Annotated in this window: 32 protein-coding genes; 14 read left to right on the top strand and 18 right to left on the bottom strand. The window is 71.4% G+C overall.

Annotated elements, in window-relative coordinates; translation table 11 throughout:
* The 18 genes from OO63_RS15305 to OO63_RS15215 form a co-directional block, all read right to left on the bottom strand.
* On the bottom strand, positions 1-351 hold the full coding sequence (locus OO63_RS15305) for a hypothetical protein (protein ID WP_030359160.1): 351 nt from the start codon (positions 349-351) through the stop codon (positions 1-3).
* A gap of 471 nt (positions 352-822) precedes the next feature.
* The gene (locus OO63_RS15295) at positions 823-1,992 is read right to left on the bottom strand and encodes a hypothetical protein (protein ID WP_030359163.1); all 1,170 of its coding nucleotides are present in this window, start codon (positions 1,990-1,992) and stop codon (positions 823-825) included.
* A 13-nt stretch (positions 1,993-2,005) separates the two neighbouring features.
* Positions 2,006-2,545 carry a hypothetical protein gene (locus tag OO63_RS42240; protein ID WP_051810888.1) on the bottom strand — a complete coding sequence of 180 codons (540 nt, stop codon included), beginning with the start codon at positions 2,543-2,545 and terminating at the stop codon, positions 2,006-2,008.
* On the bottom strand, positions 2,545-3,291 hold the full coding sequence (locus tag OO63_RS15285; protein ID WP_397622183.1) for a glycosyltransferase: 747 nt from the start codon (positions 3,289-3,291) through the stop codon (positions 2,545-2,547). Before OO63_RS15285 ends, OO63_RS42240 begins: the two co-directional genes overlap by 1 nt.
* A gap of 65 nt (positions 3,292-3,356) precedes the next feature.
* Entirely contained in the window at positions 3,357-3,929 is a 573-nt protein-coding gene (locus OO63_RS15280) for a hypothetical protein (RefSeq protein WP_031192245.1), read from the bottom strand.
* 21 nt (positions 3,930-3,950) lie between these two features.
* Positions 3,951-4,496: a hypothetical protein gene (locus tag OO63_RS15275; protein WP_234311211.1), complete on the bottom strand. Its 546-nt coding sequence runs from the start codon at positions 4,494-4,496 to the stop codon at positions 3,951-3,953.
* Between the two features lie 35 nt (positions 4,497-4,531).
* On the bottom strand, positions 4,532-5,551 hold the full coding sequence (locus tag OO63_RS15270) for a DUF8094 domain-containing protein (RefSeq protein WP_234311212.1): 1,020 nt from the start codon (positions 5,549-5,551) through the stop codon (positions 4,532-4,534).
* A 213-nt stretch (positions 5,552-5,764) separates the two neighbouring features.
* Positions 5,765-6,355 (bottom strand): hypothetical protein, encoded by a 591-nt coding sequence (locus tag OO63_RS42235; RefSeq protein ID WP_051810887.1) that lies wholly within the window; start codon positions 6,353-6,355, stop codon positions 5,765-5,767.
* 513 nt (positions 6,356-6,868) lie between these two features.
* On the bottom strand, positions 6,869-7,648 hold the full coding sequence (locus OO63_RS15260) for a hypothetical protein (protein ID WP_030359170.1): 780 nt from the start codon (positions 7,646-7,648) through the stop codon (positions 6,869-6,871).
* A 26-nt stretch (positions 7,649-7,674) separates the two neighbouring features.
* Positions 7,675-8,364: a hypothetical protein gene (locus OO63_RS46340; RefSeq protein WP_063750406.1), complete on the bottom strand. Its 690-nt coding sequence runs from the start codon at positions 8,362-8,364 to the stop codon at positions 7,675-7,677.
* Between the two features lie 27 nt (positions 8,365-8,391).
* On the bottom strand, positions 8,392-9,906 hold the full coding sequence (locus tag OO63_RS15250; protein ID WP_030359172.1) for an ATP-binding protein: 1,515 nt from the start codon (positions 9,904-9,906) through the stop codon (positions 8,392-8,394).
* Positions 9,907-9,949: 43 nt separating this feature from the next.
* A complete protein-coding gene (locus OO63_RS15245; RefSeq protein WP_030359173.1) occupies positions 9,950-10,492 on the bottom strand; it encodes a hypothetical protein in 543 nt (180 codons plus the stop codon).
* 26 nt (positions 10,493-10,518) lie between these two features.
* Positions 10,519-10,992 (bottom strand): DUF6238 family protein, encoded by a 474-nt coding sequence (locus tag OO63_RS15240; RefSeq protein WP_030359174.1) that lies wholly within the window; start codon positions 10,990-10,992, stop codon positions 10,519-10,521.
* A 64-nt stretch (positions 10,993-11,056) separates the two neighbouring features.
* Complete coding sequence (locus OO63_RS15235) at positions 11,057-12,529, bottom strand: SCO6880 family protein (RefSeq protein WP_030359175.1); 1,473 nt, start codon at positions 12,527-12,529, stop codon at positions 11,057-11,059.
* Between the two features lie 83 nt (positions 12,530-12,612).
* Entirely contained in the window at positions 12,613-14,001 is a 1,389-nt protein-coding gene (locus OO63_RS15230; RefSeq protein ID WP_030359176.1) for an SCO6881 family protein, read from the bottom strand.
* A gap of 35 nt (positions 14,002-14,036) precedes the next feature.
* Entirely contained in the window at positions 14,037-14,717 is a 681-nt protein-coding gene (locus OO63_RS15225) for a hypothetical protein (protein ID WP_030359177.1), read from the bottom strand.
* Positions 14,717-15,031, bottom strand: coding sequence for a DUF6112 family protein (locus tag OO63_RS15220; protein WP_030359178.1), 315 nt, complete (start codon positions 15,029-15,031; stop codon positions 14,717-14,719). The genes OO63_RS15225 and OO63_RS15220 overlap by 1 nt, the downstream gene beginning before the upstream one ends.
* Positions 15,032-15,171: 140 nt before the next feature.
* Positions 15,172-16,308, bottom strand: a complete 1,137-nt coding sequence (locus tag OO63_RS15215) for a C40 family peptidase (protein WP_030359179.1) — start codon at positions 16,306-16,308, stop codon at positions 15,172-15,174.
* Between the two features lie 510 nt (positions 16,309-16,818).
* On the opposite strand from OO63_RS15215, the gene OO63_RS15210 reads away from it, so the two are divergent.
* The 14 genes from OO63_RS15210 (at position 16,819) to OO63_RS15145 (ending at position 26,186) form a co-directional block, all read left to right on the top strand.
* Complete coding sequence (locus tag OO63_RS15210; RefSeq protein ID WP_030359180.1) at positions 16,819-17,574, top strand: DNA-methyltransferase; 756 nt, start codon at positions 16,819-16,821, stop codon at positions 17,572-17,574.
* 204 nt (positions 17,575-17,778) lie between these two features.
* Entirely contained in the window at positions 17,779-18,393 is a 615-nt protein-coding gene (locus OO63_RS15205; RefSeq protein ID WP_031192244.1) for a DUF4913 domain-containing protein, read from the top strand.
* Positions 18,390-18,875, top strand: a complete 486-nt coding sequence (locus OO63_RS15200) for a hypothetical protein (RefSeq protein ID WP_030359182.1) — start codon at positions 18,390-18,392, stop codon at positions 18,873-18,875. Before OO63_RS15205 ends, OO63_RS15200 begins: the two co-directional genes overlap by 4 nt.
* The gene (locus OO63_RS15195) at positions 18,872-19,486 is read left to right on the top strand and encodes a DUF3631 domain-containing protein (RefSeq protein ID WP_030359183.1); all 615 of its coding nucleotides are present in this window, start codon (positions 18,872-18,874) and stop codon (positions 19,484-19,486) included. The genes OO63_RS15200 and OO63_RS15195 overlap by 4 nt, the downstream gene beginning before the upstream one ends.
* Positions 19,474-20,034 (top strand): GNAT family N-acetyltransferase, encoded by a 561-nt coding sequence (locus OO63_RS15190; RefSeq protein WP_346009327.1) that lies wholly within the window; start codon positions 19,474-19,476, stop codon positions 20,032-20,034. Before OO63_RS15195 ends, OO63_RS15190 begins: the two co-directional genes overlap by 13 nt.
* Positions 19,991-20,680: a hypothetical protein gene (locus OO63_RS15185; protein WP_030359185.1), complete on the top strand. Its 690-nt coding sequence runs from the start codon at positions 19,991-19,993 to the stop codon at positions 20,678-20,680. Before OO63_RS15190 ends, OO63_RS15185 begins: the two co-directional genes overlap by 44 nt.
* Before the next feature lie 42 nt (positions 20,681-20,722).
* Complete coding sequence (locus tag OO63_RS15180; protein WP_051810886.1) at positions 20,723-21,448, top strand: hypothetical protein; 726 nt, start codon at positions 20,723-20,725, stop codon at positions 21,446-21,448.
* Between the two features lie 202 nt (positions 21,449-21,650).
* Complete coding sequence (locus OO63_RS15175; protein WP_030359187.1) at positions 21,651-21,998, top strand: SH3 domain-containing protein; 348 nt, start codon at positions 21,651-21,653, stop codon at positions 21,996-21,998.
* Positions 21,999-22,114: 116 nt separating this feature from the next.
* Entirely contained in the window at positions 22,115-22,573 is a 459-nt protein-coding gene (locus tag OO63_RS15170) for a hypothetical protein (protein ID WP_030359188.1), read from the top strand.
* Positions 22,570-23,013, top strand: a complete 444-nt coding sequence (locus OO63_RS15165) for a hypothetical protein (RefSeq protein WP_030359189.1) — start codon at positions 22,570-22,572, stop codon at positions 23,011-23,013. Before OO63_RS15170 ends, OO63_RS15165 begins: the two co-directional genes overlap by 4 nt.
* A 10-nt stretch (positions 23,014-23,023) precedes the next feature.
* Positions 23,024-23,434: a hypothetical protein gene (locus tag OO63_RS15160; RefSeq protein WP_030359190.1), complete on the top strand. Its 411-nt coding sequence runs from the start codon at positions 23,024-23,026 to the stop codon at positions 23,432-23,434.
* Positions 23,435-23,464: 30 nt separating this feature from the next.
* On the top strand, positions 23,465-24,373 hold the full coding sequence (locus OO63_RS15155; RefSeq protein WP_030359191.1) for a winged helix-turn-helix transcriptional regulator: 909 nt from the start codon (positions 23,465-23,467) through the stop codon (positions 24,371-24,373).
* Positions 24,370-24,951 (top strand): hypothetical protein, encoded by a 582-nt coding sequence (locus tag OO63_RS46335; RefSeq protein ID WP_051810885.1) that lies wholly within the window; start codon positions 24,370-24,372, stop codon positions 24,949-24,951. The genes OO63_RS15155 and OO63_RS46335 overlap by 4 nt, the downstream gene beginning before the upstream one ends.
* Entirely contained in the window at positions 24,948-26,186 is a 1,239-nt protein-coding gene (locus tag OO63_RS15145) for an MFS transporter (RefSeq protein ID WP_030359193.1), read from the top strand. The genes OO63_RS46335 and OO63_RS15145 overlap by 4 nt, the downstream gene beginning before the upstream one ends.
* Positions 26,187-26,219 lie beyond the last annotated feature (33 nt).

Here is a 26,219-nt window from a genome sequence, read left to right as displayed (position 1 = left end):
TCAGCGTCGGGGCCGCTGCGTGGAGTTGGGCGCGGGCTGCGCTGCCATGGCGGTGCCGGTGCGCGGTGGCCACCAGTTCACCGGCGCGCGGTGCCCGGCGGCGGGGAGCAGGTTCGGGTCGAGGTCGACCTGGTAGCCCGCGGCGCTGAGCATCCGGGCGGCGTGGGTGGCCTTCTGGTTCTCGCGCTCCTGGCCGGTGTCGAAGTGCAGCCGGATCCACACGCCGCCCAAGGCCGGGCGGAAGATGAACCCCGCGCGGTCGAGGATCTGGGCAGCGAACTCATCGACCGGGCCTTCGACTTCGACCTCGCCGCCGCGTTTGCGGGCGATGCGGATGGGCTCGGCGCTCACGCTCACCGTCCCCTGCCCGGCCCGACGCCGTGGGTAGGTCCGGCGACGGGGACCGCAGCCGGTTGCGCCGAGGGCTGCGCTGGGGCGGTGGACAGCGCGGGGGCGCGCTGCGGCGAGGTGGCCGCGGCGGCCTGGGCGATGCGCTGGCGTCGCTCGAGCAGCCCGTTGCGCAGGTACGGGCGGGCGGGCCCGGGGGTGATCGCGGGGTCCAGGGAGTAGTCGGCCTGCACGGCGAAGCCGTGTCGGCGCAGGTCCTGCACGGCCTGGCGGGTGCGGCGCTGGCCGTCCTGTTCCGGTTGGGTGAGCCGGTACAGGCCCGGCAGGTCGGGGACGGGCTCGAACTGCTCGCGGGTGAGGAACCACTCGGCCAGGTGCGGGGTGATGGCGGCGGTGGGGGCGGCGACGAAGCCGTGTTCGGGGTGGACAGCGAAGTGGAAGTGGTCGGACAGAAGGCGGATCCTTTCTGCGGGGTCAGCGGTGCGCCGCGGAAGACCGGGGCACGGCGGGGGGTGCCGGGCGGGCGGTGAGCAAGCGCGGGCTCGGCGCGGCCAGCGCCACCGGTCCGCCCGGGACGGCGGCGCGGGCCTGGCGCTCGAACGTCTCGCTGTCGGCGAGCCAGGTCTCGATCGCGGGCAGGGCTGCGACCCCGAAGCGGCTGCGAGCCTGTTTCCACCCGTCGACGGAGAACAGGACGCCGCTCAGGGCCTTGTCCTCGTCCCGCGTGTCCTGGCTGTCGGCGATTGCTGTGCGCAGACGCTCCAGCGCGGCGGCGTCCTGGGGCCAGGGGGTCATGGCAGGGCGGCACCGGCTGAGCAGGACGGGAGCGTGCTCAAGGACGTCGCGGAAGGAGAGCCAGGCGAAGTCGGCGAACGTGCGCTCCATCTCGGGAATCATCCGGGCGTCGGCGAGCGGTACGCCGTCGCTGTAGCGGCCGGACGCCTTGATGGCCTGCAGGGTCTCGTACTCGGCCCGGATGCGCTCCAGTGCGCGCAGGACCGTGTCGAGCCGACGCTGGTGCAGGGCCCGGCTGTAGGAGGGCAGGAACGAGGTGGCGACGGCGCGAGCTGCGAGGTCCGGGTCGCCTGGCAGCACGATGCTGCGGGGCGCATTCGGCTCCTCCCAGTTGTCGTCGTACTCCTCGGTCGCGAAGGCGCCCAGGAGGTATCTGCTGCTGTGCCCGGGGCGTTCGATCAGCAGTAGTTCGGTGCCCATCCCGTTCTTGAGGACAACGGCGGCGGGTACGGGGTCGTGGAGCAGCGCCTGGAGGAGGTCTCCGCTGTCCCACAGCGGGCCGATGAGGTCCTCTTGCACCACGGGGTGGTAGTAGAGCTCCAGCTGCGCGCTCCAGGTGCCGGGCAGTTGGGCAGCGAGGTCGTCGCCGAAGTCCGCGAGGTAGGGACGGGGGCTGGTGGTGATGGTCGCGCCGTGCTCGCGGGCGCGGTGCACCAGGGCGCTGGCCATTTGACGGGTGGCCGGCCAGTCGGCCAGTGGCGCGGCGAAGGCGCCGCCGTGGATCCGGTGGAATCCGGCTTCTTCCAGGGCGCTGGTGGCTCGGCGGTGCTCCTCGCCGTAGGGGATGGCGACGAGCCCGTTGGCGCGGCTGGTGCTGAGGATGATTTGCGTGGGTGGTGTGGGCGACATGGGGTCCAGGTGGTCAGCGCGCAGTCCGTGACACGGCGACCGCGGGGGACGGGGATGGAACGGGGGGAGGTGCCACGGGGGCCGTGGCCAGCGGGGGCTGTTTGGCTCTCCCGCCGGTCTCCGTGTGGAGCTGTGCAGCAGTGGCGATCAGCCGGGTCCGGGCCGTGCGGCACTTCTCGGCCGCGATGATCCGCAGTGCCTTGGGGTCGCCTCGCAGGTGCGAGGTCTCCACCCCGGGGATGGCCTCCCGGTAGAAGCCGGTCGACACGCAGTCCAGGGCCTCGGTGAGGTGACCCATGGCGCTGGTGATCACGGTCATCGCCTCGGCGAGCCGCATCAGAGTGTGGCGCTCGGGGAGGTGGACCGTCTCGGGGTCGGCGAAGCGCTCTTGCGCGCGTTCGCCGGCGTAGGTCAGGTGATGGGCGAGCAGGGCGATGTCGTCGGTGAGCGCCGCTGCGTCCACATCCGCATGCGTGGTGGGAAGTTGAGCGGCGACGTCGTTGAGGCGCCGGGCGAGGTAGTCCAAGGTCGCCTGGGTGACGCCGGAGGCCATCAGGACACCAGCTCCTGCCCGCGCGTTTGCGCGTGCCGCAGCGCGGAGCGCAGTGCGCGGCCGTGCCGGAAGGCGAAATCGCGCGAAGGACCCCGCAGACTGCGGTAGGCCACAGCGCCGCCGGCGGTCATCTGGGCGGAGTGCTGCCGATAGAAATAGACGACGTGCGGAAGCAGTTCGCCTGCGGCGAGGTTGGTCACGCCGTTGACCATCAAGAAGTCTTCTCCGGCGGGGAGCCCGCCGTGTCCGCCCGCGGCGATCACGAGGTCGGTGCGGGCCAGGAGCATGGTCTGGCCGAGCGGGATCTGCGCCTCGGGACTGGTCCAGTACCCGGTCACGTCACCGGGTTGGTGCACGCCGGGCGGCGTCGGGCAGCGCCAGAGCGTGGTGGAGCCGTCTTCGTGCAGGTCGGCGCTCCAGCCCGCCACCCAGCCCAGACCGGTCTCGGTGATCCTCTGGTGCCGGATGGCGAGGCTGTCGTCCGGCACGAGATCGTCGTCGTCCATGTAGCACACCAGAGGGGTACGGACGGTGCGCAGGCCCAGGTTACGGGCGGCGGCAGCGCCGACCGGGCGGGGCACTTCGACCACGCGGATGCGGGCATCGGCGGCCAGCGGTTCGGGCAGGAGCGCGGGGTCGGCCCCGTCGAGGACGAGGACGGCCTCCCACGGCACGGTCTGGCGGGTCAGGCTGGTGTGCAGTTCGGCGAGGTAGCCCAGGCGTTCGGGCCGGAGCCGGGTGGCGATGACGACCGTGATGTCGGGGCGGGAGTGCGAGGACAGGACGTTCTCCAGAGACGAAAGAGGCGAGGTCAGCGGTGGGCGGCGGACCGGGTGGCCGGTGAGGCGGGTGCCGGAGCGGCTGGGGCTGGCCGGGTGCGCGGCGGTCGGCTAGCGGGTACCGGATGGCCGGGGAGCCACAGGTACGGGCTGTCGCTGAACCGTGTGCGCGGGTCGGTGTTCCAGTCGACGATCGGTCCGCGGTCGGCCGCGTACAGGCTGATGACTTCGATCCCGGCGGGATGCAGAACGTAGCCCCAGGACAGCGAGCTGGAGTTGACCTCGGTGATGACTACCCGCTCGGGCGGGGAGCCGTCCGAGGTGATGATGTCGTCCATCTCGCGGCTGGGCCATCTCTGCCCGCCGGTCAGCCTCTTGACCAGCGACTTGGGGGCGCCGTCGAGGAGGTCGGTGCCCAGCTCGTCCCAGGCGATGGCCACCTGGTCGATGAGGTGGACGCTCATGGCTTCGACGTCGTGGGCGAAGCGGTGCTGGTAGGCGGCCAGGAGCAGCGGAAGGCGCCCGCTGGGGTAGCCGTCGAAGTGGACGTATATGCCGGTGTAGCCGGTCTCGGTGGGGCGGGCGATGCAGGATCCGGTGGACAAGTGACCTCGGGGGAGCGCTGGTTACCGGCCGGGGGCCGGCCCGGTGGGAGGAGTGTGTGGCGGAGCCGGGGGGAGAGCAGATGCCGCACTGGTCGGGTCGTTGGCCCGCGCCTTCGGTGTCGGCGCGGGGTCGTAGGCGGCGCGCAGGATGGCCAGGTCGGCCCTGTGCGCGAGGGCCAGCGCGTCAAGGCTGCGGCTGGCCGCTGCCATCAGCATCTTGGGCGGGGATTCTGGCTCCGCTCCGCGGTTCTGGCCGCGCCATCGGGCCGCGGACAGCAGGTAGTCGCTGACCGCCTGGAGCACGGGTCCGGCAGCGTCCAGGAGGTGCTGGGTGACGGCGCTGGCCTGCGCTGGTGTCTCGGCGGCGGCGAGCGCGTGGTGATACGGGGCCAGGTCCGGGCCCGGCAAGGGGGTGTCCGGTAGCGGGTGTTCGCCCAGGAAGGGTTCGGCATCCCGTTTCGCCCAGCGGAGCAGGTCGCGGTCGGTGGCGATGCCGTAGCGGGCGGCGGCGATCTGGTCGGCGTCGCGGCCGACGTTGTCGTACAGCTCGAAGTCGGGGTCGGGCAAGGGCTGTTCCAGGTGAGGTGCGGTGGAAGGCCGCGCTACACGCGGGGCAGGGAAGGGGAGTTCACGGGCGGGCCGGACGCGTCGGTGCGGGCGCAGGTGTAGGCCAGGAGCGTGGAGGGCGCGGCCTTGGCGGGGACAATGGCGGCGTCGTTGCAGACGAACTCGTAGCGGATGCTCGTGCGCGGGATGTCGTGCAGCCAGGCCCGGTCGCCCTTACCGGGGTTGAGCTGCAGCCCGGAGCGGGCGACCGCGTCGGTCTGTGTGTGGGTGTGGGAGAAGAAGACCAGCGCGCCGCCGTCGGTGGTCTTCAGCGCGTACGCGTCGCGGTAGCGGTTGGCGGCGCCGGCGAAGGTGCTGGTGCCCTGGCTGCCGTACTGCTTGACGGTCTCGTCGTGGACCTTGATCTGCTGGCTGCTCGCCTTGCTCTTGGCGAAGACCTTCTTCCCGGAGTTCTGGCCGCCGGTGGCGAAGTTGTCCAGGATGCCGCTGCGCAGCAGGTCGGCTCCCGCGGGCAGGTCCTTGTTGCCGTTGGCGGCGACGGCGGTGGCGTATCCGTCGGCGTCCAGGGCGACCTTGGGCAGGTCCGTGCCGTACAGATCGGCGACGGAGACCATCTCCCACCGCTTGTGCTGCGGCTGTTCGGCGAAGACGGCGAGCCGGTCGGGGGCCTTGCCCTTGGTGCTGGAGAGCGCGGCGGCGAACCAGCGCGCCTGCCCGGATGCGATGCGCGGGATGTACAGCTTGGCGCTCTTGGCGTCGTACGCCCACGGCTTGTACGCCTTGCGCTCGGACTTGGTCAGGCCCTCGGTCTCCTTGTACTCAGAGACCGACATGGCATACAGGGGGCCGTCCTCGATGGTGTCGAGCAGGTCGCGGTCGCGGTCGGCATTGGCCTTGTTGTTGACCGTCGCATACCGGTCGATCTCGGCGAGGGCCTGCTGCTTGGTCAGCGCGGGCGGCAGCTCCCGTTCCTTGTCGGCGCTGGCGGACGGAGCGGGGTTCTTGGCCTCGGGGTTGTCGCTGCCGCTGTCGCAGGCAGTCGCGGCCAGGGCCACGCAGGCCGTGGCGATGGCCAGGGGGAAACGGTGGAGGGGGCGGCGGATGAGGTGCTCCTCAAGAAAGGGGTGGTGGGGTGATCCGCCTCTAGGGTCCGGACGATCCCCGGTTTCGCTAACCGGGGATCGTCGGCTATGTTGCCGCCTTCACCCGCGCGGTCACGCGGGCGCGAAGCTGCCCCGCAGCGGGGTATCGCACGGTGTCTGCGCAGGTCAGCGGAGGGTTCTAGAGGCGGTCGGCGGCAGGCGAGTGGACACGGGCCGTGCGGCGGGTGTCCGGTTGCGGTGAGCGGGCGGAGCAGTTGGCCCGCGCCGTGCCCCGGATGCCGCCGCGACGAGCAGGTCGGCGTCCCGGTGCAGGTTGCCGGCCGCGTCGGTCAGGTGCCGGTGGGCACTGAACAGCCGGTCGTCCAGGGCCGCGCGTGCCGTGTCGATGGCCTGGGCTCGCTCGGGGGTGCGTGGGCCGGCGCTGATCTCCTGGAGGCGCCCGATCTGGGCGACGGCCTCGCCCAGCTTGGCCAGTGCCCAGCCGAGAGGATCGGCCGCCCGCGTCATCAGTGCGACCTTGCGGTGGGCCAGGGCATCTGCCGCGCCGAGATGCTGCTTCGCCGCCCGGCCGTGGACGGCGGCTTCATGCGCGAGCGAGGCGAAGACGCCCGCGATGACGCGGACTTGGTCCTCGACGTCCTCGCTGATGCTGGCGAGCGAGTGAGTGGGCTGCGGGGCTGGCAGATCGTCGGCGGCATGGTGGATGCGCTCGGCCAGCGAGTGCAGGTGCGCCGCCTGCTCCAGACCGGCGAGCAAACCGGGCGCCTCTGGCGCTGTCACCGGGTGCGACCAGGCGTGGGCAGCACCGCCGTCGGCAGCCCGATGCTCGAGCCTGTGACGGTCGCCTTGGTGGCCTGGCGTGTAGGGGAGCGCGGGGCCAGGGCGCGCATGCGGTCGACGGCGACGTGCAGGTCTTCACCGAGCCCGCGCAGGGTGGACGCTGCGTCCTCCAGGTCGTAGTGGAGGTCGAACCCGTCGTCGTGGTCGGCCTCCTTGGCCTTCTCGGCCGCCGCTTCGAAGAACTCGGCCAGTCGCTCCAGCAGGCCGTCGGTCGGTTCCAGGACCTGGTCGGCCAGGGCAGCGGCGTGCTCGTAGGACGTCGTGCCGTTGAGCTGGTCGGTGAGTGCGAGGACCTGGCGGCCGTATACGTAGCGGCCGTCGGGATCGGTGGGGGTGGTGATGTCCGCGGCGGGGACCGCGGGGGTGGCGGAAGACGTGGACAGGTGGGATCTCCTGAAAGCAGGGTCGGGCCGCGATACCCGGCGGGGTCTAGCGGTGATGGGCGGCGGGCGTCGAACTCGGCAGCGGGGCGCGGGTGTTCAGCGCGGGCCGCGCGGCGGGAGACGGCGGGCTGTGCCGGAGGTTGACGCCGATGCGGTGGGCGGCGAGCTGCTGCGCCACGGCCTGGATGCGCAGGGCCTGGCCGGCCTCGCCGTACGCGGCGGGCAGGAGGAAGGCGCCTTGGTGCGGGTGGTACTGGAAGCCGTGGACGTAGAGCGTGCTGCGGGCCTCTGCGGGCACCGTCGCGTACGGCGTGCCGAACGCGCCGTCGGCGTACCGGGTCAGGGTGAGGACCTGGTCGACCTCGGGCGGCGCGGGGCGCAGCGGGGGCTCGGGCTGGACCTGCGCGTTGTGGCGCACGGCGGCCAGGGCGCGCTGGTAGCGGGGCAGGACGCGGCGGCTGACCGCGACGGCAGCGCGCAGCGGGTCGTTGCCGACCTTGATGCCGTTGGGCTCGTCGACGCCATGGAAGTGGTGGGACTTGAGGCCCTCGTCCGGGGCGAGGGGAACCACGAGGAACTGGTCGGGATGCAGCGGACGGTCGATGACGCACAGCCGCTGACCGTCGGGCCCGGCCAGCTGGGCGTCGTGACCGAGGACGAACTCGCTGAATGCCCAGTTGACGTGACCGTTGTCCCAGACCTCGTCGTCGAGAGGGAACTGGTCGCCGTGCGCGTCGTGTTGGCGGTACGTGCTGTGCCAGTCGCCGGGCAGGCGAGCGGCGAGCGCCTCGGAGAAGGAGGCGAGGTCGGCGCGGGAGGCGGGCATGGACTCCTTGGAAGAGAGGGGCAGGGTCACCGGCGACGCGATGGGCGGCCGGGAGGAGCGATGGGGGCGGCCGGGCGGATCGGGGCCTGGCCGGCGTGATGCGCCGGTTGCGCGGTGACGTCGTCGGGGGCTGCCACCTGGCGGTAGACATGGAGGACTTCCTTGAGGCGCTCGATGGCGTCGGCGCGGCGCGCGGCCAGGATGTCGATCTGCGTGGCGCTGTTCTGCAGGACTCCCAACGAATTGATCTGCGCCTTCCCGGTGGCGACGCGCGTCAGAGTGGAGGCCGCGTACTGGGCGGCGTTGATGAGCTGTTCGTGTACGCGGTCCAGATGGCGGGCGGCCACGACCACGAGCCAGGCGACGGCGTCCTCGGTGGAATCAGTCGTGTGGAGTCGGCCGAGGCGCTGCGGCGAGGTGCCGAGGGCCTCGACCACCATCTGGGTGCCGAGGGCGGGCGGTTGAGCCGGGCTCTGGGCCTGTGGATCGGTGGGGCTGATGTCGGAGTCGGCCACAGCGCCGTAGGTGACGTGGGTCAGCTGGACGCCGTCGCCCAGGGGGACTTCTGCTCCGGCTTCGGAGGCTTCGAGACCGGCGATCCGTTCGTGTGCGTGGTCGAGGTCCCGGGCGCGCACAGTGAAGTGCAGTGTGCCGTCCTGGGCGACGGTGAAGGAGCGCAACGGCCCGGTCGGGTTGGGCTGGGAAGCGGTGGTCACGGGGTTTCCGTTCGGCAGTTCGATGCGCTAATGCATTCGGGCATCCGTGTCAAATAGTGACAATTCGTGTGGATGGAGGAGGTGTTGAACGATGAAAGATCGTCCGGCGGCCTTCCACAGGCCCCTGCCGCGGTTGAGGTGGGAGATGGCGTCGCTCTCCACTGAGGTGAGGCCCAAGAGGGCTGCGGCAGCGTGGAGTTGGTCGGTCTCCTGGCGGTAGATGATGCGCGTGGAGCAGTCGGCGAGCAGACCCTCGGCGAGGGCTCGTCCGCGCGATCCGGCGTCGCCCGCGGTGAGCAGGTCGGACAGCCGGTGGATCACCATCAGGTTGGCGATGCCCAGGCCGCGGCTGAGCTTCCACTGGGACTGCATGCGCGCCAGCAGGCCGGGGTGGCGCATCAGTCGCCACGCCTCGTCGTAGACGATCCAGCGCCGACCACCGTTCGGGTCGGAGAGGGCGGACTCCATCCAGGCGGAGGCGCAGGTCATGGCGAGGACGAGGGCGGTGTCGTCGCCGGAGCCGCCCAGCCGGGACAGGTCGATGGTGAGCATCGGGCTGCTCGGGTCGAAGCGCACGGTGGAGGGCGCGTCGAACATGCCGGCCAAGTCACCGTGAACCAATCTGCGCATGGCATGGGCCAGGTCGCGGGAGGCATCGCCCAGGCGGCCGGACATCAGGCCGCCCGCCGCGTCGAGTTCGTCGGGGCTGTTGAGCATGGCGGCGATGTCGCCGAGCAGCGGGGTGCGTCCGCTCGCGGCGGCGCGGGTGACCACGGCGTCCAGGGCGACGTCGAGGCCGGTGTGCTCCATCGGCAGCAGGTCCCGCCCGAGGACGGTGCGGGCCAGGGAACCGAGCAGTAGCAGGCGCCTCTTGCGGATCTCGCTCGCCCAGTCCGTCTCGGAGACCGATGGCGGGCGAGGGGCCGCGTCCAGGGGATTGAGCTTGCCCGGCAGTCCAGGGCCGAGAGCGATCGAGGTGCCGCCGAGCGCGGCGGCCACCGGGGTCCATTCCCCCTTGGGGTCACACGGCACGTACACGCGGTACCCGAAGGCCACCGATCGCAGGGCGAAGGACTTGGCCAGGGCGCTCTTGCCCTGGCCGATCACGCCCGCGAGCAGCACGTTCGGGTTGGTGAAGCCTTCGATCTTGCCGTACAGGGCGAACGGGTCGAAACAGAAAGAGGCTTCGGCGTGCACGTCGCGGCCGATGTAGATGCCCTCGGCGCCGAGCCCGCCTTCGGCGAGGAAGGGGTAGGCGCCCGCGACGGTGGCGGTGGTCATGCGGTGCGCGGGCAGCTTCAGCTTGCCGCCGCGTGCGGAGGCGGGGCCGGGACGGCCGCTGGGCGGGAAGAGGGGCTGCGGCATCTCCTGCTCGGCCGGTTCGGTGCCGGCCGGGTGCAGGGCGGCTTCGGCGCGGGCCTTGGCGGCGGCCTCGGCGAGCTGACGGCGCGCTGCCTTGCGGCTGGCGCGGTCGGTGCCGTGCGGGGTGAACAGCGGAGAGGCCGAGGCGCGGCGGGCGCGCCGGGCGGGCCGGTGGGTCATGACGGGGCGGCTTTCAGATGACGGCGGTCGGGGAGGCGGGCGATCACACGACCGGGGAGGCGGTGAACTGGTGGCGCCCGTAGCCGTTGCCGTCGTTGTTCCAGTCCAGGTGCAGCTCGCCGTCCGTGAGCACACGCGCCGCGCCGACCTTCGTCTTCATCACGGGCGTCGTGTAGTGGTTGTTGTAGTTGGCGTTGGAGTCGCTGTTTTCCAGCCGCGATTCGATGCCGTAGTAGTTGGCTGACTTGAGGACCGGGTCGGTGCCCGAGACGGACTTCTTGGCCTGCAGCTTGAAGTACGCGCCGTCGAAGATGCTCGAGTCGTCGACCCGGCCGTACGCCGGGCCGTCCCAGGAGATGGACGCGTAGCTGTAGAGGTAGTCGCCGGACTGCTTGGAGCACAGCTTGACGGTGAAGTCCCAGTTGTCGGCCCATATGCCGTCGTAGGCGGCGTCGTCGACGGACTTGGTGCTGGTCTTGCAGTGGTAGCTGGCGGCGGATGCCGGGGTGGCGATGGCCAGGGCCGCGGTGCCGGTGAGCGCGGCGAGGACGAGGGCGGCGGAGGTGGAGCGCTTGAGCGTGCGCAAGTCAGGGGCCTTTCGCAGGAGGGGAGTTACAGGGCGCAGGTGGTGCTGTGGCCGTGCAGGGGGCTGTTGAGGTCGGTGGGGGTGGTCGTGCGGCGCACGAGGTGGCTGGCGGCGAGGTGGCGCTGGCAGATGGTCAGCACCGGAGGGCCTTCGGGGAGCCGTTCGGGGCGGCACTCCTCCTCGTCCGCAGACGTCTCGTGGACGGCGGGCAGGAGGTGGAAGGCGTCGTGGAGGGCGGCGCCGGCCTGCCACAGCCGGGTGCCGGCGGTGGCCAGCTGCCGTCCTGCCGCGGGGTGCGGAGGCCGGGTTGCTGCCTGGAGCTGGTCGACGAGGCGGTGCAGGGCGATCAGGTGCGCGTGCAGGACGTCGAGGTGGGTGCGGTCCGCGGGCACCGGCGCGGTGGCCGTTTCGGCGGTGAGGGTGCGGGTGTGGTGGCGCACTCCGGCACTGGCAGCCCGGAGATAGGGGTGCGCGTCGCCGACGGGGGTGGCTGAGGTCAAAGGGGAAGATCCTTCCTGCCGGTGCGGCAGGGCACGGGCCCCAATCGGGTGGGGCCGAGGTGGATTACAGGGCGGTGCGGGCCAGGGGCAGCGCGCCGAGGGTGAAGGCGTCGGGCTGCTGGTAGAAGAGGCGGCGCAGGTCGACCTGGGCGGTGACGGCGGCGGTCTCGATCTGCGCGCACGCGGCGTCCAGCAGGGCGTCGGTCTCAGCCGAGACGGTGAGCAGGCCGGTCAGGGCGACGTCCGCGTGTCCGGCGATCAGCTGCCGCTCGCGGGTCTTGACGTCGGCGTACTCGACGCTGTCGGCCTCGGAGTCGACCTGGCCGCGCCGCGAGCGCTCGGCGGCATCCGAGATGATCGCGGCCTTCTTGCGCTGGACGTCGCGCATCGCGGACTCGAGCCCCTGGGGCACGTATATAAGGGACAGGCTGCGCCGCACACCGGCGGTGAACATCAGCCCGTGCAGGAACCCGGCGCCGGTCTCCGTGCGCGGCCAGTCCTCGACCCAGTACGTGGCGTGCCGCGCGGAGTCGGTGGCCACCCGGTCGTACTCCTCGACCTGGACGACGGGCCCGGCGGCAGCGGGGTCGGCCTCGGCGCGCCCGCTCTCGGACCACTGCTGCAGGTTGGAGAGCGCCTTGGGGTCGTAGGCGGTGCGGATGACGGCGGCGATCTCGCGGGCGGTCAGCCAGCCGGTCACCATCAGGCCCGCGCTGCGGGCGGCCTGGGCGATAGCGCTGGTGGTCTGCTCCATCACCGTGAACGCGCCGGGGAAACCTCCGCCTGCCTGACTGATCAGGCGCTTGGCGGCCTTGAGGTCCAGGGAGATCGCCAGGTACGCCTCGTGCGGGGCCGCGGCCGGTCCGGCGGAGGCGACCAGGTCGGAGTACACCTGCCCGGCGACCGGGGTCTCGGGGCGTCCCTGCTGGGCCCAGTGGCGGGCGAGGGTGTCGCCGCTGTCGGGCACGGTGCGCTCCAGGACCTGCACGGAGGCGACATGCCCGGTCCGCGCGATGCCTGCCAGGGCGCGTCCCCACCCGGACACGTTGTGGTTCTGCGTGGCGGGGTCGAGCAGGGCGAAGGCTCTGCTGGAGACGCGGGCGACGGCGGTCAGCGTCTGGCTGTGCGGGTCGTGCACCGCGGCGGCGCCGTTGGCCGAGTCCGAGGGCGTGACGACGCGCAGGGAGGCGGCGGTGCCGGGCAGGTGGAGGGTGCCGTCGTGGCGGGGGCGGGTGACCGGCCGGGCCAGCCACAGGGTCTGCCCGCTGCGCCGGCGCCGGGCGAAGCGGACGACGATCGGCGCCCAGTCGATCAGGGAGCGGCCGTTGCGGCGGATGGCGACCAGCGCGGCGACCGCGGCCCACAGCGGGGCGAGCACGATCGCGCCGAGGAGTCCGGTGCTGACGACGGTGACCAGCAGCAGCGCCAACGCCGAGGAGACCAGGACCAGTTGGGGAAGGGTGAGGCCGAGCAGGATGCCGCGCTTCGACCTGTGGGGGAATTTGACCGTGAGGGGGGTGATCGAGAGTTCAGACAAGGGCCGTTCCGGTGGTGCGCGGGCGGGGCCGGAGCGGCACACACGGGGGCGTGGTGCGTGCCGCTCCGGGGTGAGGGGCGGGGTCAGATGCCGGTGGGCGGAGGCGGCGGAGGCGGTGCGCCGGCGCCGCTGGCACCGGATGAGGAAGCGGAGTTCGGGGCCGGGGGTGCGCCCTGCGGCGGAGGCGTGGACGAGCCCGCCGGGTTGGACAGGAACCCGCCGCCGGACGGGGAGCCCGAGCCTGAGCCGGGTCCGCCCTGGCCGGGACCGCCGCCGAACTGGCCGCTGGTGTCATCGCTGGGGCGTGTGGGCGGAGGCTGGACGGCCTTCTCCAGCCCGTCCTTCATGCCCTGGCCGCCGGAGGAACCACCGGAGTTGCCGGATTCCTGGCCGCTGCCGCCGGTGGGGTTGGCGGCGATGTCGCCGGGGAAGCCGCCGCCGGGCACCGAGTCAGGTCCCTGCGGGGCGGCGCCCGCTCCGGCTGCCGCGCCGCCGGTTCCGGCGGTGGCCGCCATCGCGGCGGCCTTGCGGCCTGCGCGCTCGGTGTGCTGCTTGGCGAGCTGGGCTCCGGCACCACCGGCTCGGTGTATCGATTCTCCGTCAGTGCCTTCTGCGGCCCAGTGCACGAACTTGAAGGTCGCGTACGGGCACAGCAGCACCAGCACCATGATCACGATGCCGGACATGACGTCGGCGAGCGCGCCGAGGCCGTCCTTGGCCTCGGTCTTGCCCATGGCGGCGATGCCGAGCACGAAGATCACGGTCATCAGGAGCTTGCTGACGACGAGGGTGGCGGTGGCTTCGATCCAGCCGCGGCGCCAGCGGCGGGCGACTTCCCAGCCGCCGCCGGCACCGGCGAAGACCGCCAAGGTCACCATCACCAAAATACCGACCTTGCGGACCATCATCACGCACCAGTAGAGGAACGCTCCGATGGCGGCGCCGATGGCGGCGAAGACCGCGACGAGCCAGCCCAATCCGGCGAGCGCCGGGATCTGGGAGACCTTCACGATGCGCCGCACGGCCGATTCGATCGACAGGTTGGATGCCTTGAACAGCCCGTCCGACAGGGCGTCGACGACTTCGATCGCGACGGTGGTCAGGGCGATGGCGCTGAAGGCGAAGATCACGCCGGAAGCTGTGCCGGTGAATGCTTGGCTCAGGGCCTGGCCGTCGCGTTTCATCGCGGCCCGCACCAGCTGGGCGCAGAAGGTGGCGACGAGGATGACCAGGCCGATCGGCAGCAGCATCTCGTAGTTGTCGCGGAACCAGCCCGCATTCAGGTCGACCTTGGTGGTGGCGTTGACGGCCTTGGCGGCCAGGTCGGCTGCGGCGGCGGCGAGTTCGCCGGAGGATTTGGCCATCCAGTCGCCGATGACCTTGCCCGGATCGCTGGCGAAGTCGACGGCGCCCTTGGCGGCGCCGGCGATGCCGCACACCTTGTCGGCGAGGGGGAGATTGCAGAAACCCACGGGGAGTTGGCCTCCTTTCTTGTGTCAGGCGCGGGTCACTGCGTGACGTTCGGGGCGATGGCGGCCAGGGTGCAGTCGTGGCCGGGGTGGCACTGAACGGCCAGGGTCACGGCGCGTTCCTCAGCTCCGCCGCCGCCCTTCTTCCAGGCGATCTCCTGCTTGCCGTTGACAGTGACGACGTAGACGTACGCCTCGGTGATCGCGGACGGATCGTCGGCCAGGGCCTGCTTGAACGCGCCCGGGTAGTGGCCTTCGGTGATCTTCGCGGTGGCGTGCTGGTCGTTGTCGGCCATGCGCGACCACAGGGTCGGATCCGGCACCTGCGCGTTCACCGAGGACCAGTCGGCGTACTTGGTCTCCTTCGTCATCCACGCGCGCATGCCAGCCAGTTGCTGGTCCCGGGTGGTGTCCCGGGTGTCGTAGGTCCACAGCATCTGGGCGGCGGCCTTGGCGAAGGCGACCGGCTCGGCGATCTGCGGCGGCTTGGGTACCGATCCGGTGCCGGTGCCCGGCTTCGGCGCCTTCTCGGAGGGCGCGGTGCTGTCGGCGGCGGACGGTGAGCCGGAGTCGGAGTGACCGCCGTTGTCGCGGCCGGTGAAAAACGCGACGGCGGCAGCCAGGGCCAGCAGGGCGGTGAGGATGATCGCGACGATGGCGATGCGGCGGTTGGCCGACCAGCCGACGCCGTAGGAGGACAGAGAGAGGGAACGTTTCATCAGTGGACCTGCGACCCCAGGGCGCTGAAGAACGCGACGATGCCGTTGGCGGCGCCGAGGCCGAGCGCGGCGCCGGCGGCGACGATGGCGCCCTTCTTGCCGTTGGCCTCGGCCTGGTGGCCGCCGGTGTGGTGGCCCCAGGCCCACACACCGAGCGAGACGGCCAAGGCCCCGACCACGGCGACGATGCCGAAGAGGTTGATGCTGTTGACGACGTTCTTCAGGACGGCCAGGCCGGGCAGGCCGCCGCCCTTGGGGGAGACGCCTGGGTCGTAGGCGAGCTGGATGACGCGGTCTGCGAGTGGTATGGGCATGGGTGTGGCGGGACTCCTTGCGTGCGCAGGCCGACTGCGGCCGGCGACAGGGGGGACGAGGTGAAGGGGGATGGCGCGAGCGGCGCCGAGAAGGGGCCGGCCCGGTCCGCGTGGTGCGGGGAGTCGGGCGGCAGGCGGCGTCAGAGGACGCGGCGGACGGCGAGAATCGCCCAGTCCTTCAGAGGCGTGATCCGTACCGGTTTGCCAGTCTTTGGGGCCTCGATCACGAGGCCCGCACCCATGAACATGCCGACGTGCTCCGGGCGTTGGGCCGTGCCGCGGCTGAAGATCAGGTCGCCGGGCTGCAGCTTGTCGGGCGAGACGGCCTTGCCCTCGTTGACCTGGGTGTACGTGGTGCGGGTGAGCTTGATCCCGGCCTTGGCGTACGCCTGCTGCATGAGCGAGCTGCAGTCGCAGCGGCCCATCGGGTCAGGGCCGTGCGCAGCCGTACAGCTGCCGCCCCACTGGTACATCGTGCCGAGCTGGTGCATCGCCCAGTCGATGGCCCTACGCGCCTTGGGGTCGGCGTCCTTGGGGATGGTGTAGCCCTTGGGCACACTGCCCTCGGGAATGCGCCCGTAGGAGGAGCCGTCCTCGGCCGGACCGCATCCGGAAGCCGGGGAGTCGGTGTCCTTGGACTTGTCGCCGCCCTTGGCGGGCTTGTCCTTGTCGCCACCGGGGAAGGTCTTCGCGATGGCCTTCTGCAGGGCAGTGGCCAGCGGTTCCCACTGCGCGTACGCGTCCGGGAAGCCCGACTTCTGCACGGCCTGGGCGGCCTGCGTGACGGTCATCTGTTCCCAGCCCTTGACCTTCAGCAGCGCCTTGTAGAACCGCTCCGAGGCGTACACCGGGTCGCGGATCTGCTGGGCGGTGCCCCAGCCCTGGCTGGGTCGCTGCTGGAACAGACCCAGCGAGTCGCGGTCGCCGGAGCCGAGGTTGCGCAGCCGTGATTCCTGCATAGCGGTGGCGAGCGCGACGATCTGCCCGCGCTTGGGTACCTCCAGCGAGAGGCCGGTGGCGACGATGGTCTGGGCGTTGGGGACCTGCTCGGCGGGCAGGGACAGGCCCTCGACCTTCACGTCCTTCGCGGACGCACCGTCGAGGATCTTGGTCACCTGCTTGGTGACGGCGTCCGTGTCGACGTCATGCAGGCAGCCGCTGAACGAGCTGGTGGTTTCGGCGGCTTCGCTGGAGGCGGCGGCCACCGTCATGGCCGTGCCCGCGAGGAGCAGGGGGGAGAGGAAGACGACGCCGATGCCGGCGGCTATCGCCTTCAATCCGGCACGCCTGCCGGCGGCGGGGTTTCAGGCAGGGGAGGGTAGGGAGTTGTCACAAGGGCGTCCTTGAGGGGTGAAGTTCCGGCCGCTCGGGCGTGCTTGGGAAAGGTCGCGGTGGCCGGTGGTGGGTAAATCGGGGCCCCGACGCACGCGGCGAGTTGCACCTCGCTTCTGCGTGCGTCGGTCAGGTTCAGGTGTGGCCAGGCATGGCGGTCCTCGGTTCGTGAGGGCGGGCGGAGTGGGGAGCCGTCGGCGGGATCTGCCGGGCTCTAAAACACTAAGCGCGGATCCCCGGTCGGCGGCATAACACTCAGTCAGAAAACAATTCCGCAGGAATTTCGCCCAGCGACACCGCTCCACCGGGAATCGTGCCCTACATTGATGACTCCTCCCCCTCGCACCCGCATCACGGGCCCCGGGCATCTTCATGCCCGGTCTCGGCCCGTGGGGTTCTGCCTGAGCGTCGGAGCGTTCTACCTACCTGTCATCGACCCGAATTGGGGTATCCCTTTGCCTTTTTCCCTGCATCAGGGCGACGCGCTGAGCGTCCTTGCCGAGCTTCCGGACCACTGCGTGGACTCCGTCATCACCGACCCGCCGTACAACAGCGGCGGCCGGACAGCCAAGGAGCGCACCAGCCGCAGCGCGAAGCAGAAGTACACCTCCGCCGACGCGCAGCACGCACTGCCGGACTTCACCGGCGAGAACATGGATCAGCGCAGCTACGGCTTCTGGCTCACCCAGATCATGACCGAGGCGCACCGGCTGACCAAGCCCGGCGGGACCGCGCTGCTGTTCACCGACTGGCGCCAGATGCCGACGACGACGGACGCCCTGCAGGCCGCCGGCTGGCTGTGGCGCGGCGTGCTGGCCTGGCACAAACCGCAGGCCAGGCCGCAGAAGGGCCGCTTCACCCAGAACTGCGAGTTCATCATCTGGGGCTCGAAGGGCGCCATCGACGGCTCCCGGAACCCGGTCTATCTGCCCGGCCTCTACTCCGCATCGCAGCCCTCGGGCAAGAACCGCCAGCACATCACGCAGAAGCCGGTGGAGGTGATGCGCGAGCTGGTGAAGATCTGCCCCGAGCAGGGCACCGTGCTGGACTTCACCGCCGGATCCGGGTCCACCGGCGTTGCGGCCCTGCTGGAGGGGCGCTCGTTCATCGGGGTGGAGAAGACCCGCGAGTACGCCGAGGTGGCCGCAGACCGGCTGACCGTGACCGTGCAACAGACCTTGTCCCAGGACGACTTCGTCCTGTCTGCCTAGGGACTTCCCGATGTCGGCACGGGGCAAGAGCGGACTTCTGGTTCGCCTTTCCCCGTGCCGCGCGATGCGTTATAGCACCGGATCCCCGGTTAGCGAAACCGGGGAATCTCTGGATCGTGGAGCCGTCATTCCCACGCCATCGGCCGCGGCTTCAAGGAGAACTACTTCGTGCCCGAATCCATAGACCTCCCCGACGACGGGGAAATGGACCCTGTCCGGCTCCCGGACTCGAATCTGGAGAGCGTCGAGGCCAGCGTCCGCAAGCTCATGGAGCAGCAGGCCGAGCAGGCCCGGCAGCTCGACAGCCTCTCCGCACCACCGGACCCCTCGCCCTTCGCGGCGTTCGGCATGCCCAGCCTTCCCGGGATGCCCGGAGCGCCGATCCAGGCGCCGCCCGAGCCGCGCCCGATCCTGGAACTGGAGGGCGAGGAGTACGAGGACGAGCTGGACGCGCTCACCGACTGGGTCGACGGCTTCCTCATTGACACCTACGGCGCCGAGGTCACCACCGCGGCCCCGTGGTGCAAGCAGTGGCAGGAGCACGACGACGTCGTCGCCTGGCTCCACGCCCTGTGGATGGCCTACCAGCAGCACAAAGACCCCGAAGCCGGGCCGTCCGGGATGTTCGTGTGGCACCGCGACTTCCTCACCCACTGCCTGGCCCATGTGCGCGCCCCCGGCGGACCGCTCTCGGCCTGCCAGACCGACCCCGACCGCGACGCACACCGCCTGCTGCCCGGCCCCACCTCCTCGATCCGCTCCGCCCGCTCGGCCTCCGCGGACCAATCGGAGCCCGGCGAGCCGGACCAGGCCGCATGAGCGGGCCCGAACAGCCCGCCTTCGGCCTCTCCTTCGACCCGCGCGCCCTGACCGACCTCCTTCAGGCCCCCGGCGACATCCGCGACCTGGCCCTCGCCCAGCTTCAAGACGTCGTCAATGCCAAGCAGTTCGGCCCCAAACTGATCGGCGAACTCGCCGACTACCGCAAGCTGTACGTCGATCATCGCAAAGCCTGGCGCATCGTCTACGCCCAGCGCCCGGCCCCGCCGGAGGCGGCGCACCGCACCGAGATCCATGTGGTGGCCGTACGCCCGCGCGACCGCCACGAGGTGTACAACGTCGCCCGCAAACGCCTGGGCATCACGCGCCGCCCGGTGAGCGCGCTCGCCCATGCCGCCCGCTCCCGCTCGCCGCAGCTGGAGGCGCGCCGCGACGTCCCCAAGCCGGGCCCGCCGCCGTACGCGGTGCCCGGTCTTCCCCGCCCCGCCCTGTCCCTGACTCCGAAGGACCGCACTCTTTGACGACCCACTTCCCCTCCGGCCTCGACGACCTCACGGCCGCCCTCGCCGGACTCGACACCCCACAGGAGAACCCGCACCACCGGGCAATTGTCGATACCTACCGCCGAGTTCAGCAGCTGGACGCGCAGCTCCTCGCCGTGGCCGGCGGTGAGCCGACCGGCTGCCTCGCCGACACCCACGAGCAGCTGGAGCAGCTCACCGACGTCCTCATCCTGCGCGTGCTGGCCGGCGCCGAGCTGACCCGCCTGCTCAGCACCCAGTGCTGCTGTGCCCCCGTCGGCGGTGACGGCGAAGCGGATGCCGCCGCCGACGAGGCGGACTGCCGCTCCTGCCCGGACACCGAGCACACGATCGTCCACGCGTGTCTCGACGTCTTCGCCGCTGACGGCGATCCGGACGCCATGTCCTCGGCCGATCTCACCGACCGCCTGCGCCAGTTCCCCGGAATGGCGGAGAGCCGCTGGTCGTACGCCGAACTCACGCCACTGCGCCTGGGCCGTCTCCTGGCCCCGTACGGCGCGCGGCCACGCAACGTCCGCTTCGGCACCGGCCAGCTCAAGGGATACCTGCGCAGCTCCCTTGAGGCCGCGCTGCCCGACTGCTCCTGCTGAGGCACCCCGCCCTCACGGCCCTTCGCCGCGTAAAGGTCGAGGACTTCCCGCTCGTCGACGCGTTCCACCAGCGCTGTTCCTCCGCGCACTTGCTGCGCCGTTGGGGCCGTACGCACCTGCCGCACGGCACCCTTGGCCAGCTGCTGGAGCATGCCGACTGCTGGCTGGGGCTCGGCGCCGGGGACGAGCCGCTCGCGCTGGTGTGCACGGGTCCCGTCAGCCGGGAAGCGGGCGTCTTCGACCTCGGTCTCCAAGTCGCTGACGCCCACCAGCGCCGGGGCATCGGCACCGCGCTGGCCCGGCACGCCGCCCAGTACGCCCACGCCCGGGGCGCCCGCACCCTGAGCACCTACACCGAGGCATCCAACCGTCCGATGCTCCGCCTGCTCCGGCGTCTTGGCCCGGTCCGCGAAACGCGGCACGGACCGCACCTCGCCGTACGCCTGCATCTCGGCGTGAGCGGCCTCGCGCACCGGACCTCGCCCCACTCCAAGGAACCTCTCTATGCCCCGCAACGCTCCGGTCAAGAAGGCTCTGACCCAGCTTGACCACCGGATCGAGGCCGCCGTGGGCCACAGCATCGACCGGCTGTGGCAGCACCGCGACCGCGACCTGCTCGACGAACCGCACACCCACCTGGTCGACACCCACCGGGCCCTCGTCCAGGCCGAGACCAACGTGATCTTCTACCGGTCCCAGCTCAACAGCCTCTCCTCCGGCGAGTACCCCGTCGATGACGCGCTGTTCGAGCGCATCGACCGGACCGTCGGCCTGCTGGAGGACGCGGCCCGCACCCGGGATGAGCGGCAGGCCCAGGCCATCGCCGCGCTCGAGCCCGTCGAAGCCGCCGCCCGGGACAAGGCTCCTCGCGACGTGCCGAACCTGCCCGCGCCCGACATCGCCGCGCTGCTCGCTATCACCCAGGGCGCCAAGCTCCACCAGAACCTGCTGACGCAGCAGGTGTACGTCGTCACCGCCTCCGGCACCCGCATCCCCTACAGCCAGCTGCAACGCCTGGAGGAGGACCGCCTGGTGGTGCGCGACACCTCCCACCCGGTCACGGCAGGCCAGCCCGTCACCCTGACCGACACCGGCCGCGCGGCCCTGACCGCCCCGCGCTCGCCCAGGGCGCCCGGCGCCGTCCCCGTGTCCCGGCCCGGCACCTGGCCCGCTGCCACCCCCGCCCGCCGCTGAACCCGCACCGCTCCGCGTGCACCCCTGTCCCCGAAAGCCCCTATGCCCTCATCCCCGGACTTCCGCCTCGACGGCTATGACGCCGTCAACGACCGTGTCGCCGAGCAGTTCTGGCAGCACATCGACATCGAAGCAACTGAACTCACCGTGCTCGCCGAGTACCACACCGACGACGAACGGCACAGCTACTACGTTCTGCACAACGGCGCGGTGACCTGGGGCATACCCGGCGAGCCGCAGCTGGTGGCCCTCCACCTGCAGCGCGACGTTCAGGCCCGCACCTTCCGCTTCCAGCACGAGCAGCTGCCCTTGGTGCCCATGGCGCAGAGCTGGCTGATCGCCCGCGGCTGCCCGAAGGACGCCATCGGCCTGCGCCCGGACATGGGCACCGACGCCGCCGACGAGGCCACCAAGGCGCTGGAGGACCGCCTCACCTCCGACGGCGACCACTTCGCCCTCGTCACCAGCTACACCTCGGACGACGACCCGGACCGCGTGCAGATCACGGTGCTCCTGGCCGCCATCGATGAGAAGGCGCCGCTGCGGTTCCGGGTGCTGCTGGAAGAGGTCGACACGGAGCACTGGACGCACACCCTGCGCGAAGGCGGCTTTGCGACCTACGAGCAGGCCACCGCCTGGTGGCAGGCCCACTGGTCCGGCGAAGACGTCCCCCTGCCGACCGCCCAGACAGCGACCCGGCACAGCGCACCGTCCACGCTGCCCGGCCTTCCCTCGGCCCCCGCGCCGCGTAGTGGCCCAACTCGCTGACGAGAAAGGCGAATTCGCGCCGCATCCGGCCTTCTCCGGGGTGAATCCGTGAGGCGCCGGCCCCGGTGAAGGGCGAAACATAGCAGCACATCCCCGGTTAGCAAAACCGGGGATTCTCCGGACTCTTGAACCCGACCCGCCCGGCGTCAGCCCGGGTGTGGATCCGTGTTCCGTTCCCTCTCCCTCTGGAGGTCAATTCCCCATGCGCTCAACCCGCATAGCCGTCTCCCCCGCCGTTCTCGGTGCGCTCGCTCTCCCGCTCGTCGCCGCCACGTCCGCGAGCGCCGCCCCTGCGCAGGCTCCGGCCACTGCGCTGGTCAGCGGCCAGTGCGACCGGCTCGGCCCGTGGAAGGTCGGTACGAAGGCCGTGACGATCCGCTCCAAGACGTCGGCCAAGTCCACCGCCGTCGGCGTGCTCTATGCCGGCCACAAGTTCACGGTCCACAAGACCAGCGGCAATTGGCACTACATCACCGACAAGAACACCGGCGTAAAGGGCTGGGTCTCCGGCTCGTACGTCTACCGCGAGGTCTACACATGCCTCCACTAGGCACCGCACTCCGGCGAATTCACCGGATTCCGCCACCTTCTCTCGGTCGTCGCGGCTGATCAGCACAGCGCGCGTTCTTGTCTCGCCCACGCATTTCCAAGGAAAGGAGCCACGTCGTGCCCGACGACGCCGATGACGTGATGGGCGTCATCACCCAGCAGATCGAGGCCCGCTTCCAGATGCCGCTGGCCGACCTGCGCCGGGCGGTGGCCGCCGCCCCGCACGCCAACAACGACGCCACCGTCGTCGTGAAGTGGTACGGAATGCTCACCGAGGCCCAAGAGGTACTGGAGAAGGCCGAGGACGCCCTCGTCGCAGCCCTCGACAGTGCCCCCGGCGACGTGCTGGACGACTCGGTCATGGCGCTGGCCCACCAGGTCAATGCCGCCGTGGCGGTGCGCGACGGGCGGGCGATGGTCGTACGCCACTACACCGACCCGAACTCCCTGGGCCGTAGGGGACCGGGAGCCTGGCGGGGAGCCGAGGTAGCCCCCCGCCGCAGCCCGGCCCTGCAGACCGCACCGGCGCCGAGCACACCCACGCCGTCCGTACCGGTGCGAGGAGCGGTGCGGTGAGCGTCGTCACCAAGCCCACCAGCCAAGACGAGGCACTGGCCCAAGCCTTCGGCGCCTCGCTGAGCGAGCTGTACGCGCAGGCCGCGGGCCCGGAGGCGTCCGCCGCTCTGACGCGCGCCCTGGAGCTGCGCTCCTGGCTGGCGGTGGCCGAGGAACAGGTCGCCCGGGTCCGCGACCGCATCCACGACGCCACCGCCGCCGACCGGGACATGGGCGAACTGTCCGCCGACGACCTGCGGTTCGACGCGCAGTGGATGGAGGCGGCCCTGTCCGCCCGCGACGGATACGCCACCGCACTGACCGAGTTGCTGCGCACCATGCCACCGCCCGCAGTACGCACCGAACGGCCGGTGCAGCTCGCCCAGCCCAGGCTCACCACCACGCTCCCGCCCGCCCCGGCACCCGCGCGTGCCGGGGCGGTGCGGGCCCGCCGACCGTGAAAGCCCCCGATTGCCCCACACCACCTCCCAGACCATCGCCGAACGCATCGAGGACCTGTACGGCCAGCCGATAGCCGCCCTCGAAGCCCACGCCGACACCCACCCGACCGGCACCATGCTCGCCGCCCTGACGAGCAGCCACACCGATCTGCAGCTCTCCGAGCGCAACATCACCTTCCAGCTCCAGCGGCTGCGTGAACTGGCCCACCCAGAGCGGGAGATCGGCAAGTTCGAAGCAGGTCACCTGCTCGACTGCGCCCGCCGGATCGCCGAATCCGTCGCCACCCGGGACGCCCACGCCAAGACCGTCAGCGCCGTCCTCGCCGGCCTGCACCGCGTCCCCGCCACACCATCCCCGCCGTCGGCGGCCCCCGCCGCACCCGCCTCCGCTGCGGCGCCCGCTGCCACCCGCACCCGCTGATCCACCTGCCCCGCCCTAGGAGTTACCCCCTTGGCCACCACCGGTCTGCCCCGCTCCACCCAGGTCGACGTCGCCCGCGTCACCGAGTCGCTGGAGATGATCACCCCGCTGTGGAGCGTGTGGATCCTGATGACCCTGTCCACCCAGCCCCTGCGCTACGCGGAGATCAAGCCGCGCCTGCCCTGGCTGAATGACGGCACGCTCCACCCCAAACTGCGCAAGCTGTCCGACGCCGGGCTGGTCGAGCGCACCGAAGTCTCCCAGGGACACGTCACCTACGGCCTGACCGGGCGGGGCGCCGATCTGCTGCCCGTCCTCACCGTGATCGCTGCCTGGGGCGAGAGCCACCTGGAAAAGCCCCTGGCGAAGAACAAGGACACCGGGAAGCTGGAGCCGCTCGCCACGGTCGCGCCCGCACAGAACATCGAAGACACCCTCGCGCTGATCGGCCCCCGTCACGCCACGCCGATCCTGTGGGCGCTCAAGGAACGCGGCGCCTCCAGCGCCAAGGCGCTGTCCGCCGCGGCGATGCCCAGCTACCGGCTCAGCAACGTCTACCCCCAGGTGGACCGCCTGGTCTCCGACGGCCTGGTCCGCAAGGACGGACGCGTCTACGAGCTGACCGCCAACGGCCACGCGCTCGCCCCCGTCTACCGGGCTCTGAGCGCCTGGGCAAAGGGGAGCTCGCTCGCCGACGCCGACACCCACCCCCTGTGGGGCCAAGCTCCGGCGCAGACGCAGGCGAAGTCCGGACCGTGGCTGACCACCCAGCCCCGCGTACCGGCACCCGCCACTCCCGCGCCCGCCGCCACGCCCCCGGCTCTGTCCGCCCAGTCCCCGGCCGCGCCGGCCACCGCCTGGAAGGGCGGCGACCTGTTCTCGCACCAGATACCGGCGCGCCCCATCGCCCTTCCGCAGGCAGGAGGGCCGCGCCGATGAGCCGCGTCACCACCACCGACCACCCGCAGGCGCGCCGGGCGATCAGGGCGCTGTCCCTGCCCGCACTGATCCGCCTGGTCACCGAGATCGACGACAACGGCCCCATCAGCCGCCGCCGCGGCAGCCTGCAGAGCACCTTCGACGATGTGGCCATCAACCAACTGCGCCACGCCATCGACCGGGCCCGCGAGTTCGGCCTCGTCCACGGCGATGAGCACGAACGAGTCCGCTACCGCCTGACCGACAGCGGCGAGGAACTGGCCGAGGTGTACGACACGGCCGCCCGCTGGGCCCGCACCCACCAATTCCCCACGGTGGCCAGTGACTTCGTCACCCGAGTCCAGCGCACCCTCGACCTGCTCGGCCACGCAGCGGCTCTCGCACACGGCGCCGCCCGCCTCGGCGAGGCGAGCGGACTGGCGGTCCCTGGAGATGCGGTCCTCGACCGTGAGGCCATCGCCGCCCTCGACGGCCCGCGGAACGTCCTGACCGCCTGGCTTAAGGCGCATGCGTACGTCCTGCACCGCACGGCCCTCCACTCCTCCCACGCGGCGGATGAGTGGGAGCCCGCTGCGTGAGATCGAGTGTCGGACCCCGGCATGCCCGCCGGCCGGTCCCCACCCTGCTGCGCGGCATCTACCTGCCCCGCAGCATGGATGCTGGCGCCTTCGCGATGACGACGTACGGCATCCCGTTGCTGGTGCTCGCCACCACCAACTCCGCGTCCCTGACCGGGCTGGCGTTCGCCCTGGAGTGGGTGCCGCGCCTGGGCGCGTTCGCCGTCGCCGGAGCGATGGTCGACCGCCACGGCACCACCCGCGTTCTGCGCACAGCCTCAATGCTGCGGGCCGTGGTGGTCGTGGCCGCCGCCCTCGCGCTGCCGCACCTGGAGGCCGGGCTGGCCACCACGGTCGCCGTCCTGCTGCTCGCCGCCTCGACCGGCGTGCTCACCGAGTTCTCCTACATCGCCGCCGAGACGGCGGGCGGCGTCGCCAGCCGCCAGGCCGGAGACCAAGCCCACCGCGTGCAGTCGGTCCTCCTGGGCATCGACCAGGTCGCCACCCTGGCCGGCCCCGCCGTCGCCGGCCTGCTGCTGGAGCGGGCCGGGGCGGCCGGGATGCTGGTCACGATCGCCGCCTTCTCGCTGCTGGCGTCCGCCCTCGCCCCTCGGCAGCACGTCACCAGGACCGAGATGCCGCAGCCGGTCCTTGCGGGGCTGCGCACCGGATGGACAACGCTGCGCTCGCTGCCCGCGTTGGGCTGGCTGGTCTGCGGACTGACCCTGTCCAACCTCGCCATCGGCCTGCTCCAGGCCGCCGCCCCCGTGATCGTGGTGAAGGAGTTCGGACACTCCAGCGCGGACGTGGGCCTCATCTGGTCGGTCGCCGCCGTCGCCTCCCTGATCACGGTCGCGGTGTGCCGCCGCGCCATCGACCGCTTCGGCCTGTGGCCCGTCGGCGCGCTCTCCGCCACCGTCGCGGCCTGCGGGTGCCTGGCCGTCTCCCTCACCCACACCTACACCGCCTACCTCGTGCTGATCGCGGTGCTCATGGCCGGCGAGGGCGGCATGACGGTGGTGCTGCGCACCCTGCGCTCCCACCTCATCCCGCAGCAGGTGTTCGGCGCCACTCTCTCCCTGACGATCCTGCTGCTCCTGATCCCGTTCCCGCTGGCCGGCGTCCTGGTCGCCACGGTGCCGCCCGCCCTGCTCGGTCATGTGATCACTGCCTGCGCGGTGCTGCAGGCCCTGGGCCTGGGCCTCGCCTTCGTCCGCCTGCGCACGCTCCCCGGCCTTCACGCCCGTCTCGCCTGACTCCCTGCCCTTTCGCCCTGGAGATCCACCCCA

Source organism: Streptomyces alboflavus (assembly GCF_000716675.1).
Taxonomy (GTDB): domain Bacteria; phylum Actinomycetota; class Actinomycetes; order Streptomycetales; family Streptomycetaceae; genus Streptomyces; species Streptomyces alboflavus.
This window is presented reverse-complemented; position numbering and strand designations above follow the sequence as displayed.

What these genes read in the sequence shown, in the direction of transcription:
- OO63_RS15295 (WP_030359163.1), bottom strand. Translation starts at nt 1,992, where the DNA reads ATGTCGCCCACACCACCCACGCAAATCATCCTCAGCACCAGCCGCGCC.
- OO63_RS15185 (WP_030359185.1), top strand. Translation starts at nt 19,991, where the DNA reads ATGCCCCGCAACGCTCCGGTCAAGAAGGCTCTGACCCAGCTTGACCAC.
- OO63_RS15225 (WP_030359177.1), bottom strand. Translation starts at nt 14,717, where the DNA reads ATGAAACGTTCCCTCTCTCTGTCCTCCTACGGCGTCGGCTGGTCGGCC.
- OO63_RS15220 (WP_030359178.1), bottom strand. Translation starts at nt 15,031, where the DNA reads ATGCCCATACCACTCGCAGACCGCGTCATCCAGCTCGCCTACGACCCA.
- OO63_RS42240 (WP_051810888.1), bottom strand. Translation starts at nt 2,545, where the DNA reads ATGGCCTCCGGCGTCACCCAGGCGACCTTGGACTACCTCGCCCGGCGC.
- OO63_RS15205 (WP_031192244.1), top strand. Translation starts at nt 17,779, where the DNA reads ATGGACCCTGTCCGGCTCCCGGACTCGAATCTGGAGAGCGTCGAGGCC.
- OO63_RS15250 (WP_030359172.1), bottom strand. Translation starts at nt 9,906, where the DNA reads ATGACCCACCGGCCCGCCCGGCGCGCCCGCCGCGCCTCGGCCTCTCCG.
- OO63_RS15260 (WP_030359170.1), bottom strand. Translation starts at nt 7,648, where the DNA reads ATGCCCGCCTCCCGCGCCGACCTCGCCTCCTTCTCCGAGGCGCTCGCC.
- OO63_RS15175 (WP_030359187.1), top strand. Translation starts at nt 21,651, where the DNA reads ATGCGCTCAACCCGCATAGCCGTCTCCCCCGCCGTTCTCGGTGCGCTC.
- OO63_RS15180 (WP_051810886.1), top strand. Translation starts at nt 20,723, where the DNA reads ATGCCCTCATCCCCGGACTTCCGCCTCGACGGCTATGACGCCGTCAAC.
- OO63_RS15200 (WP_030359182.1), top strand. Translation starts at nt 18,390, where the DNA reads ATGAGCGGGCCCGAACAGCCCGCCTTCGGCCTCTCCTTCGACCCGCGC.
- OO63_RS46335 (WP_051810885.1), top strand. Translation starts at nt 24,370, where the DNA reads ATGAGCCGCGTCACCACCACCGACCACCCGCAGGCGCGCCGGGCGATC.